The organism is Telluria sp. GW821-FHT07G12 (genome assembly GCF_059418525.1).
Genome location: NZ_JBWKQA010000004.1, coordinates 470086 through 490114 on the forward strand (window position 1 = coordinate 470086; position 20029 = coordinate 490114).

At 64.1% G+C, this 20029-nt stretch carries 7 protein-coding genes; all 7 read right to left on the bottom strand.

The window, feature by feature from the left end; all coding sequences use genetic code 11:
• Window positions 1–94: 94 nt before the first annotated feature.
• Window positions 95–9955 (bottom strand): SdrD B-like domain-containing protein, encoded by a 9861-nt coding sequence (locus AC07PE_RS18000; protein WP_498766899.1) that lies wholly within the window; start codon window positions 9953–9955, stop codon window positions 95–97.
• Between the two features lie 114 nt (window positions 9956–10069).
• Window positions 10070–10255, bottom strand: a complete 186-nt coding sequence (locus AC07PE_RS18005; protein WP_498766901.1) for a PEP-CTERM sorting domain-containing protein — start codon at window positions 10253–10255, stop codon at window positions 10070–10072.
• A 279-nt stretch (window positions 10256–10534) separates the two neighbouring features.
• Window positions 10535–10741 carry a hypothetical protein gene (locus AC07PE_RS18010; protein WP_498766903.1) on the bottom strand — a complete coding sequence of 69 codons (207 nt, stop codon included), beginning with the start codon at window positions 10739–10741 and terminating at the stop codon, window positions 10535–10537.
• Between the two features lie 202 nt (window positions 10742–10943).
• Complete coding sequence (locus AC07PE_RS18015; protein ID WP_498766905.1) at window positions 10944–11750, bottom strand: CsgG/HfaB family protein; 807 nt, start codon at window positions 11748–11750, stop codon at window positions 10944–10946.
• Window positions 11751–11874: 124 nt separating this feature from the next.
• Window positions 11875–13836: a DUF885 domain-containing protein gene (locus AC07PE_RS18020; protein WP_498766907.1), complete on the bottom strand. Its 1962-nt coding sequence runs from the start codon at window positions 13834–13836 to the stop codon at window positions 11875–11877.
• Window positions 13837–13917: 81 nt separating this feature from the next.
• Window positions 13918–18081, bottom strand: coding sequence for a DEAD/DEAH box helicase (locus AC07PE_RS18025; RefSeq protein WP_498766909.1), 4164 nt, complete (start codon window positions 18079–18081; stop codon window positions 13918–13920).
• Window positions 18081–20018 (bottom strand): dipeptidyl-peptidase 5, encoded by a 1938-nt coding sequence (locus tag AC07PE_RS18030; RefSeq protein ID WP_498766911.1) that lies wholly within the window; start codon window positions 20016–20018, stop codon window positions 18081–18083. Before AC07PE_RS18030 ends, AC07PE_RS18025 begins: the two co-directional genes overlap by 1 nt.
• Between the last annotated feature and the right edge of the window lie 11 nt (window positions 20019–20029).

Below are 20029 nucleotides of genomic sequence, written 5' to 3' on the forward strand. Positions count from 1 at the left end.
GTGGGTGTGCGGATTTGCACATTGTGCTGAAGGCCAATGAAAAAAAGCCGCTGTCCCGGACAGGACAGCGGCTTGGCTTACAGCGCGATGCGGGTCAGACCGCCAGCATGGACGGCTGTCCCACCAGCCCAACCTGGACATGGGCGACCGGCTCGCTGCCGCTTGCCAGCTCGGCGAGGGTTGCGGCATGCGGCGCATCCTTGGCGTCGACAGCGAAATACACGTCGGTCATGTCGGCCACCGTGCCGTTCGCCAGCGTGGCGCTGCTGCGCTCGAGGTGCAGGTTACCCTGCGCATCGACGAATGGCAGGTCGGTATGCGCGACCGTCAGCGAAGTCACGCCTGCCTGGGCCAGCGTCATGAGCTCGCCGCTGTCGGTGGCGTGGTTGCCGTTGGCATCGACCCAGACACGCAGTGCTGCGAACGCGGCGTCGTGGACATCGACCACGCCGTCGCCATTGCTGTCGTAGGTGGCCAGCTTGGCGAAACCCTCGCCCTTGGCGCTGCCGCCGAACAGTTCGCCGATGCCGTCGATCTTGCCGTTACCGTTCAGGTCGACCGCCAGGAAGCCGTCGCTCGAGGACAGCCAGCCGGATTGGATCGGCTTACCGTTGCCGAGCAGGTCGAAGGTCGCAGTCGAGGTGCTGCGCGCCACCGTGTGCACGCCGTCGCCGTTCAGATCGATCACTATTGGGGTGATGGCGGCGTCCCAGCTCATGTCGTTCTCGCCGGACTTCAGCGTGGTGACATCAGTCCTGGTCACGTTGGTAGTGGCGACACCGTCGCCGACGACGTCCGAATCGATCGCATCGTTGGTACCGATGTCCTTGCTGGCCCACTTCCAAGTGTTCATGTTGACGGCGGCGTTCATATTTGCGCCTTGGAACATGACATTGGTCTTGTCGAACACCAGATAGTAACTGCCCGGATCCAGGTTGGCGAACTTGTAGTTGCCAGTGCTATTGGTGGTTGTGGTGCCCATCAGTGTGCCGCTAGCGCTGTACAGCATGACCTTTACGCCCATGATGCCTTCTTCGCCGGCATCCTGGATGTCGTCGTGGTCAGCATCGCGCCATACCTTGTCGCCGATCGAGGCCTTGCGGTACAGGCCGGCGTCCCAGCTCAGGTCGTTCTGGCCCTGGGTCAGCGTGATGGTAGCGCTGCGCGACGTGCTTGTGTCGATATCGGAATCGATGGCGTTGTTCGTGCCGATATTGGCCTTGGTGGCGTAGTAGTCGGCCGGTTTTACGACTTCGATCTTGTAGCTGCCCGCGTTCAGGTTGCTGAACAGGTAGTTGCCGCTGCTGTTCGTCGTGGTCGTGGCCAGCACATTGTTGCTGCCGTCGAGCAGGCGCACGGTGACGTTGGCGATGCCGGCTTCGCCGCTGTCGCGCAGACCGTTGTAGTTCAGGTCTTCCCACACCAGGTCACCGATCGAGCCACGCACGATGGTGGCCGGGGTCGGCACGGCCAGATTGTCGGTGTCGGTGGCGCTGTTGTTGGTGGTATTGGTGTCGGTGAAACCACTCGGCGCCGTGACAGTGGCGGTGTTCGCGATCTGGGTCGGGATCGTGCCTGCCTTCCATACCAGGTAATCGTTCTTGGCCGTGCTGCCGTTGCCGCCGGCGACGAAGAACAGGTACTTGGCATCGGCATCGAAGCCGCTTGGACGCAGCGACAGCAGGTCGCCCTCTTCCGCACCCAGGCCGAAATCGCCGTTTTTGAAGACGAATTTGGTGCTCAGGGTTGACAAGTCCGGGGTGGCGCTGTCGGACCAGTACAGGGTGCCCATTTCGGCGCCGCCGGCACTGTTCTTGTCCAGCGAGGATACCCATAGCGAACTCCATTGCTGGCCGTCCGCCAGGGTCAGGCGGATTACTTCGCTGTTGGTCTGGTTGCTCAGCTCACCGGTGATGCTCCCGCTGGTCGACGGGCTGGCTTCGTTGGTCGACCACACGCCCAGGCCCTTGTCGGTGCCGCTGTTGCGCGCCCACAGCACCGCATTGCCGATCTGGCCAGTCGAGGTGATGTAGGCAGCGTCGACGTGCACACCGTTGATCGTGGTGTTCTGGCCCAGGTTGGTGTTGTTGGCCATCGAACCGAAATCCGCGACCTTTTCCAGAGACGCCATGCTGGCGACGGTCGCCTTCACCGTGTAGGTGACGCTGGCGCCGCCTGCCAGTGTGAGCGTGCTGTTGATGTTGCCGGTGCCGGATGCCTGGTTGCCGCTGGCGCCGCTGGATGCAGTGCTGGTCCAGTTCACGTTGGTGAGGTAGCTCGGCAGCGTGTCCGTCACCACGGCATTGGTAGCAGTCGTGGTACCGGTGTTCTTGGCAACGATCGTGTAGGTGACCGTCTGTCCCGGCAGCACGCTGGTCAGGCCGTCAGTCTTGGTGATCGACAGGTCGCCGGTCGGCTTGGTCAGGCCGATGTCGAAGCTCTTATTGCTCTCGCCCGACTCCAGCACCACGGTGCCGGTCTGGCCGGTCGAGGTATTCGCGCCGCCGCCAGAATTGGAACCAGTCGATACATAGCCCGTCGGCTTGGTGTACTGGACCTGGTACTCAGTGCCCGGGTTTAAGTTGGTGAACTGGAAGTAGCCGTTGGCATCGGAGGTCGTGGTGACGGAGGTATTGTCGCCGGTGGTCGAGATCTTGCCATCGGTTCCGCCTCCGATCAGTGTGATGGTGACGCCGGCGATACCCGCTTCACCAGCGTCTTGCACACCGTTATTGTTTGCATCGTTCCACACGCGGTCGGTGATGCTGGCCGGCTTGTACACACCGGCGTCCAGCGTCATGTTCTTTTCGCCGGACGCCAGGGTTACGATCTGGGTTTTGCCGGTGGTGGTGTCCGCGTCCGAATCGCTGGTATCGCTGCCGATGTCGCGCTTGGTGAAGACCATGCCGGCGGGGGCGCTGAACTGCACTTGGTATTCCGTGCCGGGTTTCAGGTTGGCGAACAGGTAGGCGCCATTGGCGTCGGTGGTGGTGGTGACGGTCGTGTTGTCGGCTGCGGTCGAAATCAGGCCATCGGCGCCGCCGCCGATCAGGGTCACGGTGGCGCCGGCAACGCCGGTTTCGGTTGCATCCTGTTGGCCGTTGCCATTGGCATCGACCCAGAAGCGGTCGCCGATACTGGCTGGCGTGTAGACACCGGCGTCGATGCTGGTGTTGTTTTCGCCAGCTGCCAGCTTTACGATCTGGCTCTTGCCGCTCGTCGTGTCCACATCGGAATCGCTGGCGTCGTTGCCTTTGTCCTGGGCGGTGAACACGCTGCCGCTTGGGGCGGTGACCTGCACCTGGTATTCCATGCCAGGGGTCAGACCGGTGAACTTGTAGTTGCCGTTGGCGTCGGTGGTTGTGGTCGACGTGGTGTTATCCGCTGCGGTCGAAATCAGGCCATCGGCGCCGCCCCCGGTCAAGGTGACGATGGCGCTGGCGACACCGATTTCGTTCGCATCCTGCTGGCCGTTGGCGTTGTTGTCGATCCAGACACGGTCGCCCAGGCTGGCCGGTGCGTAGATGCCGGCATCGACGGTCGTGTTGTTTTGGCCGGAAGTCAGCGTGACGATTTGCGACAGGCCGCTAGCGCTGGCGTCGGAGTCGCTAGCATCATTGCCTTTGTCCTGGGTAGTGAAGATACTGCCGGCAGGTGCTGCAAATTTGACCTGGTATTCCATGCCCGGGGTCAGGTTGGTGAACTTGTAGCTGCCGTTGGCGTCGGTGGTCGTGGTGACGCTTGTGTTGTCGGCCGTAGTCGAGATCAGGCCGTCGGCGCCGCCACCGATCAGGGTGACGGTGGCATTGGCGACACCGGTTTCATTGCTGTCTTGCTGGCCGTTGCCGTTGGTGTCAACCCAGACGCGATCACCCAGGCTAGCAGGGGTATAAATGCCCGCATCGATGCTGGTGTTGTTTTCGCCTGAGCCCAGTTTGACGATCTGCGACAGACCCGCACTATTGGCGTCGGAGTCACTGGCGTCGTTGCCCTTGTCCTGCGCCGTGAAGACATTGCCGGCTGCTGCTGTAAATTGCACCTGGTATTCCATGCCTGGGGTCAGACCGGTGAACTTGTAGTTGCCGTTGGCGTCGGTGGTGGTGGTAACGCTGGTGTTATCGCCAGTGGTCGAGATCAGGCCATCGGCGCCACCGCTGATCAGGGTGACGGTGGCGCCGGCGACGCCGGTTTCGCCTGTATCTTGCTGTCCGTTGCCGTTGGCGTCTACCCAGACACGATCACCGAGGCTTGCCTGTGCATAGACGCCAGCGTCGATAGTGTTGTTGTTCTCGCCTGAGCCGAGTTTGACGATCTGCGACAGGCCCGTTGCGTTGGCGTCGGAGTCGCTGGCGTCATTGCCTTTGTCCTGGGCCGTGAAGACATTGCCGGCTGCTGCTGCAAATTGCACCTGGTATTCCATGCCTGGGGTCAGGTTGGTGAACTTGTAGTTGCCGTTCGCATCGGTGGTCATGGTGACGCTGGTGTTGTCAGCCGTGGTCGAGACCAGGCCATCGGCGCCGCCGCCAATGAGCGTGACGGTGGCGCCGGCAACACCGGCTTCGCCTGGATCCTGCTGGCCGTTGGCGTTAGCATCGACCCACATGCGGTCGCCAAGGCTGGCCGGGGTGTAGACGCCGGCATCGATGCTGGTGTTGCTTTCACCGGAGCCCAGCTTTACGATCTGGCTCTTGCCAGATGCATCGGCATCGGAGTCGCTGGCGTCGTTACCCTTGTCCTGCGCCGTGAACACGGCGCCGGTGCCTGCTGCAAACTGCACCTGGTATTCGACGCCTGGAGTCAGGCCGGTGAATTTGTAGTTGCCGTTCGCGTCGGTGGTCGTGCTAGCCGTGGTGTTGTCGGCAGTGGTCGAGATCAGGCCATCGGCGCCGCCGCCGATCAGGGTGACGGTGGCATTAGCGACACCGGTTTCATTGCTGTCTTGCTGGCCGTTGGCATTGGCGTCAACCCAGACGCGGTCACCCAGACTGGCCGGGGTGTAAATGCCCGCATCGATGCTGGTGTTGTTTTCGCCCGAAACCAGTTTGACGATCTGCGACAGACCGCTGCTGTCGGCATCGGAATCGCTGGCGTCGTTGCCCTTGTCTTGAGCCGTGAACACGGAGCCGGCGCCAGCTGCGAACTGCACCTGATATTCGACGCCTGGAGTCAGGCCGGTGAATTTGTAGTTGCCGTTTGCGTCGGTGGTCGTGCTAGCCGTGGTGTTGTCGGCAGTGGTCGAGATCAGGCCATCGGCGCCGCCGCCGATCAGGATGACGGTGGCATTGGCGACACCGGTTTCATTGCTGTCTTGCTGGCCATTGGCGTTGGCGTCAACCCAGACGCGGTCACCCAAGCTGGCCGGAGTATAGATGCCGGCGTCGATGCTGGTGTTGTTTTCGCCCGAAGCCAGTTTGACGATCTGCGACAGACCGCTGCTGTCGGCATCGGAATCGCTGACGTCGTTGCCTTTGTCTTGTGCCGTGAACACGGCGCCGGCGTTTGCTGCGAACTGCACCTGGTATTCGACGCCCGGGGTCAGGCCGGTGAATTTGTAGTTGCCATTGCCATCGGTGGTCGTCGTGACAGTCGTGTTGTCAGCCTTGGTCGAGATCAGGCCATCGGCACCGCCACCGATCAGGGTGACGGTGGCATTGGCGACACCGGTTTCATTGCTGTCTTGCTGGCCGTTGGCGTTGGTGTCGACCCAGACGCGATCGCCCAGGCTGGCCGGTGTATAGACGCCCGCATCGATGCTCGTGTTGTTTTCGCCCGAACCCAGCTTCACGATCTGCGACAGACCGCTGCTGTCGGCATCGGAATCGCTGGCGTCGTTGCCTTTGTCCTGGGCCGTGAAGATCGCGCTGGCGCCTGCTGCAAACTGTACTTGGTATTCGACGCCCGGGGTGAGGCCGGTGAACTTGTAGTTGCCGTTCGCGTCGGTGGTCGTGGTGACGGTGGTGTTGTCAGCCGCGGTCGAGATCAGGCCATCGGCGCCGCCGCCGATCAGCGTTACCTTTGCACCGGCGACACCGATTTCGTCGCCGTCCTGCTGGCCATTAGCATTGGCATCAACCCAGACGCGATCGCCCAGGCTGGCCGGTGTATAGACGCCCGCATCGATGCTGGTGTTGTGTTCGCCCGAACCCAGCTTCACGATCTGCGACAGACCGCTGCTGTCGGCGTCGGAATCGCTGGCGTCGTTGCCTTTATCTTGTGCCGTGAACACGGCGCCGGCGTTTGCTGCGAACTGCACCTGATATTCGACGCCCGGGGTCAGGCCGGTGAATTTGTAGTTGCCGTTCGCGTCGGTGGTCGTGCTAGCCGTGGTGTTGTCGGCCGTGGTCGAGATCAGACCGTCGGCGCCGCCGCCGATCAGCGTCACTTTCGCACCGGCGACACCGGTTTCGTCGCCATCCTGCTGGCCATTAGCATTAGCGTCGACCCAGACGCGATCACCCAGGCTGGCCGGGGTGTAAATGCCCGCATCGATGCTGGTGTTGTTTTCGCCCGAAGCCAGTTTGACGATCTGCGACAGACCGCTGCTGTCGGCATCGGAATCGCTGGCGTCGTTGCCCTTGTCCTGCGCCGTGAACACGGCGCCGGTGCCTGCTGCAAACTGCACCTGGTATTCGACGCCTGGAGTCAGGCCGGTGAATTTGTAGTTGCCGTTTGCGTCGGTGGTCGTGCTAGCCGTGGTGTTGTCGGCAGTGGTCGAGATCAGGCCATCGGCGCCGCCGCCGATCAGGGTGACGGTGGCATTAGCGACACCGGTTTCATTGCTGTCTTGCTGGCCGTTGGCGTTGGTATCGACCCACATGCGGTCGCCCAGGCTGGCCGGCGTATAGACGCCCGCATCGATGCTGGTGTTATTTTCGCCCGAGACCAACTTGATGATCTGGCTCTTGCCAGATGCATCGGCATCGGAGTCGGTAGCGTCGTTGCCCTTGTCCTGTGCCGTGAAGACGGCGCCGGCGCCTGCTGCGAACTGCACCTGATATTCGACGCCCGGGGTGAGGCCGGTGAACTTGTAGTTGCCGTTCGCATCGGTTGTCGTCGTGACGCTGGTGTTGTCAGCCGTGGTCGAGATCAGGCCATCGGCGCCGCCGCCGATCAGGGTGACGGTGGCATTCGCAACACCGGTTTCATTGTTGTCTTGCTGGCCATTGGCGTTGGCGTCAACCCAGACGCGGTCACCCAGGCTGGCCGGGGTATAGATGCCGGCGTCGATCGTGGTGTTGTTTTCGCCCGAACCCAGCTTCACGATCTGCGACAGACCGCTGCTGTCGGCGTCGGAATCGCTGGCGTCGTTGCCCTTGTCTTGAGCCGTGAACACGGAGCCGGCGCCAGCTGCGAACTGCACCTGATATTCGACGCCTGGAGTCAGGCCGGTGAATTTGTAGTTGCCGTTTGCGTCGGTGGTCGTGCTAGCCGTGGTGTTGTCGGCCGTGGTCGAGATCAGGCCATCGGCGCCGCCGCCGATCAGGGTGACGGTGGCATTGGCGACACCGATTTCATTGCTGTCTTGCTGGCCGTTGGCGTTGGCGTCAACCCAAACGCGATCGCCCAGGCTGGCCGGCGTATAGACGCCCGCATCGATGCTGGTGTTATTTTCGCCCGAAGCCAACTTGACGATCTGGCTCTTGCCAGCTGCATCGACATCGGAGTCGGTAGCGTCGTTGCCCTTGTCCTGCGCCGTGAAGACGGCGCCGGCGTTTGCTGCGAACTGCACCTGATATTCGACGCCCGGGGTCAGGCCGGTGAACTTGTAGTTGCCGTTCGCGTCGGTGGTTGTGGTGACGCTGGTGTTGTCGGCCGTGGTCGAGATCAGGCCATCGGCGCCGCCGCCGATCAGCGTCACCTTCGCACCCGCGACACCGGTTTCATCGCCGTCCTGCTGGCCGTTGCCGTTGGCGTCGACCCAGACGCGGTCACCCAGGCTTGCCGGCACGTAGACGCCGGCATCGATCGTGGTGTTGTTTTCGCCCGAGACCAGCTTGACGATCTGCGACAGACCGCTGCTGTCGGCGTCGGAATCGCTGGCGTCGCTGCCCTTGTCCTGGGCCGTGAACACGGAACCAGTCCCTGCTGCAAACTGCACCTGGTATTCGATGCCTGGAGTCAGGCCAGTGAATTTGTAGTTGCCGTTCGCGTCGGTGGTCGTGGTGACGGTGGTGTTGTCAGCCGCGGTCGAGATCAGGCCATCGGCGCCACCGCCGATCAGCGTCACTTTCGCACCCGCGACACCCGTTTCGTCGCCGTCCTGCTGGCCGTTGCCGTTGGCGTCGACCCAGACGCGGTCACCCAGGCTGGCCGGTGCATAGACGCCGGCATCGATCGTGGTGTTGTTTTCGCCGGAAGCCAGTTTGACGATCTGCGACAGACCATTGCTGTTGACGTCCGAATCGCTGGTATCGCTGCCCTTGTCCTGCGCCGTGAACACACTGCCGGCCGGCGCTGCGAACTGCACCTGGTATTCGACGCCCGGCGTCAGGCCGGTGAATTTGTAGTTGCCGTTGGCATCAGTGGTCGCGGTGACAGTGGTGTTGTCTGCCGCGGTCGAGATCAGGCCATCCACGCCGCCGCCCGTCAGCGTGACGTTCACGCCGGCGATACCGGCTTCGCCCGCATCCTGCTGGCCATTGGCGTTGGCATCGAACCAGACATGATCTCCCAGGCTCGCTGGCGTGTAGACGCCGGCATCGATGGTGGTGTTGTTCTCGCCGGAGCTCAGCTTGACGATCTGCGAAAGGCCGTTTGCACCCACATCCGAATCGCTGGCGTCGTTACCCTTGTCCTGCGGGGTGAATACGCTACCGGCTGGCGCAGCGAACTGGACCTGGTATTCGACGCCCGGCGTCAGGCCGGTGAATTTGTAATTGCCGTTGGCATCGGTAGTCGTGCTCAGCGTCGTGTTGTCGGCTGCCGTCGCGATCAGGCCATCCTTGCCGCCACCGGTCAAGGTGACTGTCTGGCCGGCGATGCCAGTCTCGGCCGCGTCCTGCTGGCCGTTGCCGTTGGCGTCGAGCCACAGGCGGTCGCCCAGGCTGGCTTTGTTGTAGAAACCGGCGTCGATGCCACTGTTGTTTTCGCCGGGCGCCAGCACCACGACATTCGATACCAGGGCATCGCTGTTGCCATCGGCAGCCGCCTTGCCGTCCGCTTGGCGCGGGCTGACAAAATCGTAGCTGCTGGGCAGCGAGAATACGACCTGGTAGTTCAGGCCCGGCGTCAGGCCCTTGAAGACGTAGTTGCCCTGGCTGTCGGTGGTCGTGGTGGCAAGTACCTCATTGGCGTCGTTGAAATCGCCGTCCTGGTTCTGGTCGCGGACCAGTTGCACGGTCGCGTTGGCAATTCCGGTTTCGCCGGCATCCTGTATGCCATTGGCGTTGGCATCGTGCCAGACCTTGTCGCCGATCGATGCCGCTTGCATCGTGACGAGCAAGGGCTGGCGGTGGGTGCTGCCTTGCAGCGGGTCGACGATCGCCGCGATCGTGCCGCCGATGCCGGGAACATAACCGTCGTGCTTCAGTGCTTCGGCAACCAGGGAATCGATGGTTGCGGCATTTTGCGGGCCGACATAGTTGACGATGGACGTGCTGCCGAGCATTTTCCAGATCGCGCCCTGTACGTCGCCATACGTGGCATTGCTGCCGTTGTACCAGTTGAGCAGCCAGTTGATGTTATCGAGGTTGGCAAGGAACTTGTTATTGGCCAAGCTCGGCACCGAGGCCACAAGCGTACCGATTTCGTAGCTCGAATACAGATAGCTGGTGTAGGTCGCAGGCACCGGCAGATCGATATTCTCGACCATGCACCAGGCGTCATAGAGCGTGCCGCCGCTGGCCGCCTGCGGATTCAGGATCGACGTCGACTTGATCGTCAGGTCGAGCAGGCTGGGCTGCAGGGACGAGCCGGGATAGGTGATGTAGCTGGTGAAGTTAGGCGTGGCGGACATGAGCAGTTCGGAAAATTGGGCAAAAGGAGGCCGTCGCCGACCTGCTGGGCCAGCGCTAACGATAGAGAACGGAAAGCGCCGGGTTGGCGAACCAACCCGGCTTCAAGCCGCTACTTACTTGCGGAAGCGGTACACCGCAACAGCTGCGGCGGCCGCGACGATGAACAGCAAGGGGCTGGTCGGTTCGGGCACTTCACAAGCCGGCAACGGCGAGGCGCCGCAAGGACGAGCCAATGCATCGCTGCAGACGACTGCGAGCAGGAAGGCGGAGCCAGCAAAATTCTTGATAAACGTTTTCATGAACGAATCCCCAATGGTTTAGATTTGCCGATTTTAAGGATCAGTTCGGCGTTGTTTTATGCAATAAAATTAACGAATATTTCTTTTTGATAATTTTACTGTAGGAATAATCTCACTTTGTTCGGTATTTATCAAGTTAAGTTGTGGAAATTAGTGATAAAGGTGAGAAAAGAACAACACAGCAGAAGAACTCTGCCCGATCTTTCATCAAATTTTCATAAAAAAAAGCCCTGGCTGAAGAGCCAGGGCTTGGTTGAGAAGTAAAGCAGTCTGTGCGCCTCAAGTCCGGCGCACGCTTTTGGGCGTACATAGAAGGGCCATCGGCGCCGCGCCCTGTGCAGCAGCAGTCGCTGCCGCTACTTCGCGCATGACCGGCGTAGAGGCGCGGGCCTGGGCGCCCGGCACGCTGTCGATGGCGAAGCTGCCAACGCCGACGGTGGCCAGGGCGACGATGAAGATGACTTCCATGTGCTTGTGGACGTTCATGATGTTCCCCTTCAGTAGCTGGTTTCGGAAAGTGCGGGACGTTTTTTTCGTCCACGGATCTCCATACAGCACGAGGCGTGCCAGCCACTGAAACGGGGATTTTCGCCATTTCCGGCGCCGATCGGGCGCGGAAAGTCGGCCCGGGAACAACAGCTTGCGCAGGCGGTGTCGGGTCCGGACCAACACCGCCAGGCGTGGCTTGTCAGTTGGTCTTCAACACGCCGCCATTACCCAGGCCGCCTTCCACGGACTGCGCCTTGTAGGCGCGGACGGCCTTGACCATCTGGTTGTACGAATCCATGAAGGACGCCGCCAGCACCTTGCCTTCCGGGGTGTTGCTGAAGCCGCTGGCGCCGGCCAGGCCGTGCTGGAAGAAGCCGGCCATGAAGCCCATGTCCCAGTTCTGGGCGCTGCCTTCGGCCGCCGCCAGTTGGATGCCGGAGCGGTTATCGGTCAGCAGCAGCATGGTCGAGGCCTCGTTCGACTTCGCCGAGCCGCCGATCAGCGAGGCCACCGCGCCGATGCGGCCGCCCAGCAGGCCATTGACGCCGCTGGTGCCCTTCTGGCTGAAGGTGATCGAGGGCGTCATCGTGTAGTCGGCGGCCACCATCTGGCCCTTGCTGAAGTTGCTGGTCTTGCGCAGTTCGCCCGACTGCATCAGCTCGCGCTCGCCCTGCATCTGGCGCATCCCTTGGCCGCGTTCGACGATCACGAAGCAGTTCGACTGCTGGACGATCATGCGCAGCAGCGGCACCGTGCTCTGCGTGCGATAGGTTGCGGTGAGCTGGCTGACCCAGGGCTGGTTGGATTCCTCGACGATGGCCAGCGTACCCAGCGAGCGGTCGCAGCGTTCGAGTTGGCTGTTGGCGCCGGTCGCAGTGGCGCCGCCGGCCGATCCGGTGGCGACGGTCTTGGCGCCGGACGCGCCGAGGGTGGGGGCGGTGCCGCAGGCGGACAGGGACAGCAGAAGGGGAAGGAACAGGCAGGCGGAACGGCATGGCAGGTTCATGGGAATCCTTTGCGAGTGGCGGGGAAATCGCGCCATCGTAAGGTCTTACCGCATGCACTTGCTTGTGGGCAATCAAGCGGCGGAAGGGCTATCGATCTGCCTCATGCCGCCGCATGCGCCCTGCTTACTGCATCAGCTGCCCGATGATCCGCACCGGCGCGTTGCCGTAGCCGAGGAACTGGTCGTGGAACTCCTTCAGGTTGAAGCGTTCGCCCAGCTGCTGCTTGCGGCGCTCGCGCAGTTCCACGATGTCGCTGTAGCCGCTGAAGTAGCTGGTCAGCTGCACCGAGGACAGCTGCACGCGGCGCCATTTTTCGACGGCTTCCTGCGGCGTCTGGAAGGCCTGGCGCACCAGCAAGTCGAGGGCCTGTTCGCGCGTCATGCCGAGCACATGCACGCTGTAGTCGAGGATGGTGTTCGACACGCTGCGCAGGTTCCACTTGCACCACATCAGCCACAGTTCCGGCGCGTTGTTGCCGTAGCCGGATTCGAGCATCATGCGCTCGCCGTACACGGCCCAGCCTTCGACCATCGCGCCATTCCCGAACAGGGCCTTCACCAGCGAAGGTGAACGGTTGGCGTTCATCAGCTGGGTGTAGTGACCGGGGATCGCCTCGTGGATGTTCAGGATTTGCAGCATCCAGTTGTTGTACTCGCGCAGGCTGCTTTCGGCCTGTTGCGGCGTGAGGCCATCCAGCGGCGTGACGTTGTAATAGGTCTTGTCTTTCGGACGATACGGTCCCGGCGCGTCGATGCTGGCGCCGGCCACGCCGCGCTGGTATAGCGGGGTCTCGCGCACCACCAGCGGCTTGCTCGGATCGATGCTCACCAGCTTGTTCTTGATGACGTAGTCCTGCAGCTGAGGAATCTGGCGGCGGATCTCGGGCAGGAAGTCGGCCGGTGCGACGTGCTGCAGCGAGAGCTTGTCGATGACCATGCCGATCTTCTGGAAGCGGTCGTTGGGCTTGGCGGCATTGCCCATGGTCTGCGACCACAGCTGGTCGGCCAGGCCATCCATGCGGGTCAGGAGTTCGTCGCGCGCGGCCAGGGCCTTACGATAGGTCTGCTCGGCCGTATTGGCGGACTGGATCTCGAGGGCGAACTTCTGTTCGTACAGTTCCTTCCCGAGGCGGAACGAGCGGGCGCGCTGCATCTGCTCCTGGGATTTATCGAGGTCGCTCAAAAAGTCGACCCAGGCCAGCACCGCGCTGCCGGCGTTCGCCACGCGCTGCGCGAAGATCGCCTTTTCCTGCGGCGTCAGCTGGGCCGAGTCCTGGGCTGCCTTGCCGACTTCCGCCAGCACCACCAGGGTGCCAGGCGCCTGCGAGATCGCCAGCTGGGTATGCTCGCGGGTCGGATTCAGGATCGAGGCCTGCGCCGCCTGGTAGTAGGCCGGCACGTCGGCCAGGCGCTTGAGGATGGTGCGCAGGCGCTGCGGTTTCGCCGCGTACTCGGTATTCAGGATCAGGTCGAGCGGCTGGGCCACGTTGTACTGGGCCGGGTTCCACTCGAAGTCGCGCAGCACCGCCAGCTTCCAGCGATCGTACTGCAGCTTGTTGACCAGGACCGCCAGGTCGGTGCGCTGGTTGGGCGAGAGTTTATCCGCATTCAGCTTGCGGAATTTTTCCAGCCACTCGTCGGTGAAGGCCAGCTGCTTGGCGCGGGTGGGCGCGTCCGGAATGGTCAGCTTGGCGGCGGCGTCGAACTTGCCGACGTAGATGGCGCCTTCCGGATCGATGCGCCAGAGCGCGGTCAGGAACTGCATGGACTGCGAGTCCATGAAGCGGTCGTTGCGGTTCTGCGAGGTCGGCGCCGGGGTGCTCGCCTGAGCCGGTGCTGCCGCGGCTGCGGCGACCGGGGCGGCAAGGGCGGCTGCCTTGCCCTTGCCCGATTTGCCCTCGGCCTTCGCCGAAGACCTGGACGCGGATTTGCCGGACGCCTTGGCCTTGGCCGACGGCTTCGCCTTGGCGCTGCTGGTCTGCTTCGGCTTGGCCGCCTTGCCTGTGCGCGCGCCTGCCGGCGCCAGCGCGAAGCTGGTGAGCAGGACCGCAAGAGCAAGCTTCGGCGCGAATTTCGTTTTCATCATCGTGATCTGTCTGCCTGATTAAAAATGGCGGGCGCCAGATTAGCACCATTCCCCGCCTTTGCGGGACCTTGAAACAATACGTCACGTATCCAGCGCCGGCGCCCGCACGCCCGTCAGCCCCGCTTGCAGCATGGCCAGCATGTCATCCGGGGACATCCGCGCCGACACGTCGCTGCCCTCCAGCAGGCTGTCGGCCAGGTCGCGCTTGTGGCGGTGCAGGTCGACGATGCCTTCCTCGATCGTATGCCGCGCCACCAGGCGGTAGATGGTCACCGGGCGCTGCTGGCCCATGCGGTGGGCGCGGTCCGAGGCCTGGTCTTCCACTGCCGGGTTCCACCACGGGTCCATGTGGATCACGTAGTCGGCGGCGGTGAGGTTGATGCCGACCCCGCCGGCCTTCAGGCTAATCAAAAACAGGTCGCCGTCGCCGGCCTGGAAGGCGTCCACGCGGCGCTTGCGCTCCTGCATGGCCGTCGAGCCGTCCAGGTACTGGTAGCGGATGCCGCGCTCGTCCAGGTGCTTGCGCAGCAGCGTCAGGTGGTCGACGAACTGGCTGAACACCAGCGCCTTGTGGCGGTTCTCGAGCAGCTCCTCGACCAGGCGCGCGAACGCGTCCAGCTTGCTGCTGCGGATGCCGCTGTCGGGCGCCACCAGCACCGGATTGCAGACGGCGCGGCGCAGCTTCATCATCTCCGCCAGGATCTGGATCTGTTTTTGCGCCGCATTTCCCTTTACCTGCGCTTCCAGCGTGGCGATGCGCTCCAGGGCGTCGCGGCGCAGCGATTCGTAGAGCGCGGTTTCCTCGGCGCTGAGCTCCACCGGCAGCACGATCTCGGTGCGCGGCGGCAGCTCGGACAGCACTTGCGCTTTCGTGCGGCGCAGGATGAAAGGCTGCGTCAGGCGGCGCAGGCGCGTGCGCGCGGCCAGCTCGGCGCGTTTGTCGCTGGCCTTTTCGATCGGGCCAGCAAAGCGGAGGTTGAACTGGTCGCTGGTGCCCAGCAGGCCCGGGTTGATGAACCTGAACAGGTTCCACAACTCGCCCAGGTGGTTTTCCAGCGGTGTACCGGTGGCCGCCATCCGGAAGTCGCCGCGCAGCGACATCACCGCCTGCGAGCGGCGCGTGTGCGCATTCTTGATCGCCTGCGCCTCGTCCAGCACGATGGTATGCCAGCGCACGTCCTTGAACAGCTCCGCTTCCAGTTGCAACAGGCCGTAGCTGACGACGATGACGTCGAAAGCGCCGGCCTCCTCCAGCATCGCCTCGCGTTTGCCGGCGCCGAACAGCTTCATGTTCAGGGTCGGCGCGAAGCGCTCCGCTTCCGCCATCCAGTTGGTGGCGACCGAGGTCGGCGCCACCACCAGGGTCGGGCCGCCGGGCGCGCGCGACAAAATCAACGCCAGCGCCTGCAGGGTTTTACCGAGGCCCATGTCGTCGGCCAGGCAGGCGCCCACGCCCCAGTGCGCCAGACGGGACAGCCATTCGAAGCCCTCGACCTGGTAGTCGCGCAGCTCGGCCTGCAACGTGGTCGGCAGCTGCGGCTGGTAGTCGGCATTCGCCTGCATGTGCTGCAGGTGCTTGCGCCAGGCGACGTCGGCGTCGACTTCCCCGGCCTCCAATGCCATCTCTTCCAGCGCGAAGCTGGCCAGCGGGTGGAAGCGCAGCGCCTCTTCGTCCGCATCGGTATAGGCCGACAGGTCCGTCAAGCGGCGGTGCAGTTCGTCGGTGAGGGCCAGGAACTGGTTGTCGCCGAGCGCCACGAAGCGGTCTTCGCGCAGGCGCCCGAGCAGCTCGCGCAGGTTCATCACCTTGTTCTCGTCGATCTGCACTTCGCCGTTGGCCGCGAACCAGTCCTTGTCGCGGCGGATGTTCAGGCGCACGGACTTCGACGACACCTTCTTCGTGATGCGGAAGGATTCGCCGTCCGGCCAGGCAATCACCACGCGCGACGCGTCCAGCTCCTGCAGCTCGGTGAGCAGCTCCAGGCAGTGGAAGGGCTGGCCCAGCAGCCATTCGCCATGTTCGTGCTCGGCGTTTTCCAGCGCCTTGCAATCGGCCAGCAGCTGGCGCTCGGCTTCGCGCTCGGCGTTCAGGCCGCGCCTGGCTTCCGTGCGCACGCCGGCAACGTCCGCGATGATGCTCTCGGCGCCGTCGCCCGGTTGCAGGTATGGACCGGCGTCCGGCAGCGGGCGCACCAGCACGCGCACGCGCAAGCCTTGCTGGTAGGGCAGCAGGTGCACGTGCAGGCGCATGTCGGCGCTGACCTGCTCGATGTCGGCGGGGCTGCCGCCGATGTCCGACTGCACCGTGACGATGGACGAGATCGCGCTGATCGCCTGCAGCACGCGCTTCTCCGCTTCGAGCGGCACTTCGAGTCCCTCGCCAACGATGGCGCCGATGCGCTTGTGCTCTTCCTTGATGCGCACGATGCGCAGCCGGGTCGGCGTTTCCTTGGTCACCACGACCTCGCCCTGCTGCTCGCGCATGGGCGGGTTCAGGGAGATCGTCACCTTGCCGCCGCCGGCGCGCACCATCAGCTGCGGTTCGCCCGGCAGCAGTTCGATGCGCGTGCCCGGCGAATCCATCCAGAACAGCAGCGGGTGGCCGGCGAGCAGCGCCACCGCCTTGTCGAGATCGAATTCATGGCGCATGCCGGTGCCGCTGTAGTAGCGGTAGGCGCCGATGGTGCTGGCCACCTGCACGTCCTGGGCGGTGAGAAAGTCGAGTTCCGCCGCTTCCTCGGCCAGGCGCTTCAAGCCCAGTGGCCGGCCGCGGGTCCAGCCGCCCTGCACGTCGCGCTTCTGCTCGCGCGGTTCCAGCGCGCGCACGCCCATGTGCTCGTCCCAGCTTAATAACCAGGCCAGGCGCGATTCCTTCACCACCTCGACGTTGACGGCCGGCTGCAGGTTGATCAGGGCGTTGAGCTGGCGCTCCCAGGGCTGCTCGCGCTCGAACCACAGCGCCATGTCCGTGAAGCGGTGGCGCTGGCGCAGGGCGATCGCGCGCTTGTCGATGCCGACCATGCCCAGCTGGCCCAGCACGGAACCGATCTGCGCGGCGATGAAGTCGAAGCCGGCCGCTTCCGCCACGTCCATCTGCTGTTCGAGGAAGGTTTTACGGTCGGCCAGCTGCGGCATGCCCAGCCACCAGTGCAGCAGGGCGCGGAACATCACCGGCTGCAGCGAGGTCTCCCAGTTGCGCGAGGGGAGGACCTCGGCGTCGACGGTGCCGCCGCGGATCTGGCGCAGCATCGACAGCTGCTGGTAGACGGCGGTGTCGTGGCTTTGCACGGCGCGGGTGGCCGATTCCAGGTAGGCGTCAAGCGCCTTGGTGTGCCTGGCATCGCTGCTTTTCAGCAGGGCGGTGATGTACAGATGGCCGCCGATGCCCTCGAAGATGGCTTTGCGCTTGCCGGTTTCCTTGCGCAGCGCCTTCAGGGCCTTGTCGAAACCGGCCAGGGCTTCCTCTAGATCGCCGCGCAGCAGCTGGATGACGCTGCGGTAGTACAGGGTCGCGGATTCGTCCAGGTCGTGCAGCAGCGCGGCGGCGGCGTCCAGCCGGCCGCACAGGATCAGGTGCTCGGCCAGCGCAATGCGCAGCGCCATCGAGGCGCCGCCTTGCGCCACCAGCTCTTCGGCATAGGCGCGTATTGCCGGCGCGCTGGCCGGCTCGCGCTGGACGTGATTGACCAGCACCGCCAGCACCTCGTCGCGCACGGCGCCGTTGATGCGTTCGATGAGCTCAGGCTCGAAGGGGCGGGCGCAGATGTCGACCAGTGGATGCAGATAGGCCGCCTCGTGGCAGCGCAGGCAGGCCGCCAGCAGCGGTGCAATGGTCTTCGGGCCTTCGCCGGCCAGCAGGGCCATGCGCAGCAGGGCCACGCCCTGGCGGTAGCTGCGCAGCATGGGGGTGCCTTGCCAGTCGAGGCGCAGCGGGGTCACGGTCTGGTAGACCTCGCGCAGCTCGTTCAGGCGCCGGCTGCGGATGGCCCAGGCCGTCGCCGGCCAGGCCAGGTCCGGCGTGATCACATAGCCGCGCGAGGGAAGCTCGCCGATCAGGCCGTCCGCGCGCAGAGCTTCGAGATCGTCGGCGATATCGTCTTCAAGCGCGCTTTCGCCCAGCGGCTGCAGATGCTCGTGGATGCGCCGCCGGCCCATCGGCTCGCCGGCCAGGGCCAGCAGGGCCAGGATCAGCTTGCGCTTTTCACTGCAGGCCTCGAAGATCGCGCCGAGTACTTCCACGCTCATCAGGCCAGGTTCTCGATCTCGACTTCAGGCAGATCGGAAGGAACCGGAATGCCGAACACGCGCAGATAAAAAACCAACTCCGCTTCCAGGGTGCGCACGATGCTGTCCGCCTTGCGGAAGCCATGTCCCTCGCCTTCGAGCGTCAGGTAAGCCACCGGCACCTTACGCCGGCGCAGGGCCTCGACCATCACTTCGGATTGCGGCGGCGGCACCACCTTGTCGTCCAGGCCCTGGAAGAAGATCATCGGGCGGCGCAGTTTATCCGTGTGGTTGATCGGCGAGCGCTCCGCGTACACGGCGTCGGCTCTGGCCTTCGGCGCGATCAGGTATTCGTTGTAGTGCGATTCGAACTTGTGCGAATCGGCGTCCAGGCCTTTGAGATCGGACACCCCGTAGTAGCTGGCGCCGGCCTTGAAGACGTCATGGAAGGCGAGGGCGCACAGGGTGGTCAATCCACCGGCGCTGCCGCCGCGGATCAGCAGGCGCTCGCGGTCGACCAGGCCCTGGTCGGCCAGGTACTTGGCGCCGGCCACGCAATCCTCGACGTCGACCACGCCCCACTGTTCTTTCAGCAGGTCGCGGTAGGCGCGGCCGAAGCCGGTGCTGCCGCCGTAGTTCACATCCAGCACGGCGATGCCGCGGCTGGTCCAGAACTGGGTCGCCAGCTTCAGGGTGCTGCTGGCCATGCCGGTCGGGCCGCCGTGGCCGATCACCATCAGCGGCGGCAGCTCGCCGGGCAGCGGCTCGTAGTCCGCATTCGTCGGCGGGTAGTAGAAGGCGTGCGAAGTACGGCCCTTGGCGCTCGGGTAGCTGACCGTCTGCGGCACCGCTAGGAACCCGACGTCCGGCAGCTGCTCGATCGAACGCGCCAATACTTCACGTTCGCCGCTCGCCAGGTCGATGCGCACGACTTCCGCGGCAATGGTCGGAGCGCCGCCCAGCAGGGCAACCGTGCCGCCGCTGACGCGCAGATCGCGGATCTCCTGGTAGGGCGTGTCGATCGGGGTCAGGGCGCCGCTGCGCGTATCCAGGCGTGCCAGCTTGCTGACACCGCTCTCGATATAGGCGCACACGATCTCCGCGTCCGAGCGGAAACCGTACATCGGTTGGCCAAACACCCAGTGCGGCAAGCCGAATTCCGCCTCGCGCGGGCACACCGGGTGCACGACGCCGTGATCGAAGCGATGCAAATTCCACCAGCCGCTGCGGTCCGACACGAAATACAGCAGGCCGCCCGGCGACCATTCCGGCTGCACGATGGCTTCGTCAAGGCCGCCGGCGATCAGGCGGCCGTTGGCCAGGCTGCCGTCCGCGGCGATATCGGCCAGCCACAGCTCCGTGCCTTCCCAGGGCATGCGCGGGTGGTTCCAGCACAGCCAGGCGATCTGCTTCCCGTCCGGCGAGATGCGCGGGGACGCGTAAAAATCGTAGCCGTCGTCGAGCACCATCTGCGTGCCGTCGGCGCCGAGGGCGCACAGGGTATTCACCGGATAGGTCTCGCCGGCGCTATGGTCTTCGCGCACGCCGACCAGGCGCACGTGAGCGCGGTCCAGCACGAAATCGGCCCAGCGCAGGGCGCCGCCTTCACTTACCGGCACCGGCTCGCTGCCATCGGGGTCGATGCGGTAAATACGGTTGTCCGCAAAATTCGAGAACCAGACCCGCTTGTCCGCCGCCAGCACCGCGCCGCCGCCGTATTCGTGCACGCGGGTGCGGACATTGAAGGGCGCCGGCGTGAGTTCGTCGATGCGGCCATCGCGCTGGCGCAGCAGCGTCGTGCGGCCGCCTTCGCTGGCGCGGCCGGCCAGCCAGAACAGGTCGGCGCCGTCCAGCAGCACGCCGGACAGCGGGGTCGAGCCGGCCGCGACGACGGCGGCAGTGATCGGGGAAGCCCAGGCGCCGCACGGGGCGGCCTGCTTGCGGGAAGAGTGGGTCATGATCGGTATTC

Excerpts from the sequence above, each read along its gene's own strand:
- AC07PE_RS18015 (WP_498766905.1), bottom strand. The coding sequence starts at position 11,750 with ATGAACCTGCCATGCCGTTCCGCCTGCCTGTTCCTTCCCCTTCTGCTG.
- AC07PE_RS18020 (WP_498766907.1), bottom strand. The coding sequence starts at position 13,836 with ATGATGAAAACGAAATTCGCGCCGAAGCTTGCTCTTGCGGTCCTGCTC.
- AC07PE_RS18005 (WP_498766901.1), bottom strand. The coding sequence starts at position 10,255 with ATGAAAACGTTTATCAAGAATTTTGCTGGCTCCGCCTTCCTGCTCGCA.
- AC07PE_RS18030 (WP_498766911.1), bottom strand. The coding sequence starts at position 20,018 with ATGACCCACTCTTCCCGCAAGCAGGCCGCCCCGTGCGGCGCCTGGGCT.
- AC07PE_RS18010 (WP_498766903.1), bottom strand. The coding sequence starts at position 10,741 with ATGAACGTCCACAAGCACATGGAAGTCATCTTCATCGTCGCCCTGGCC.
- AC07PE_RS18025 (WP_498766909.1), bottom strand. The coding sequence starts at position 18,081 with ATGAGCGTGGAAGTACTCGGCGCGATCTTCGAGGCCTGCAGTGAAAAG.
- AC07PE_RS18000 (WP_498766899.1), bottom strand. The coding sequence starts at position 9,955 with ATGTCCGCCACGCCTAACTTCACCAGCTACATCACCTATCCCGGCTCG.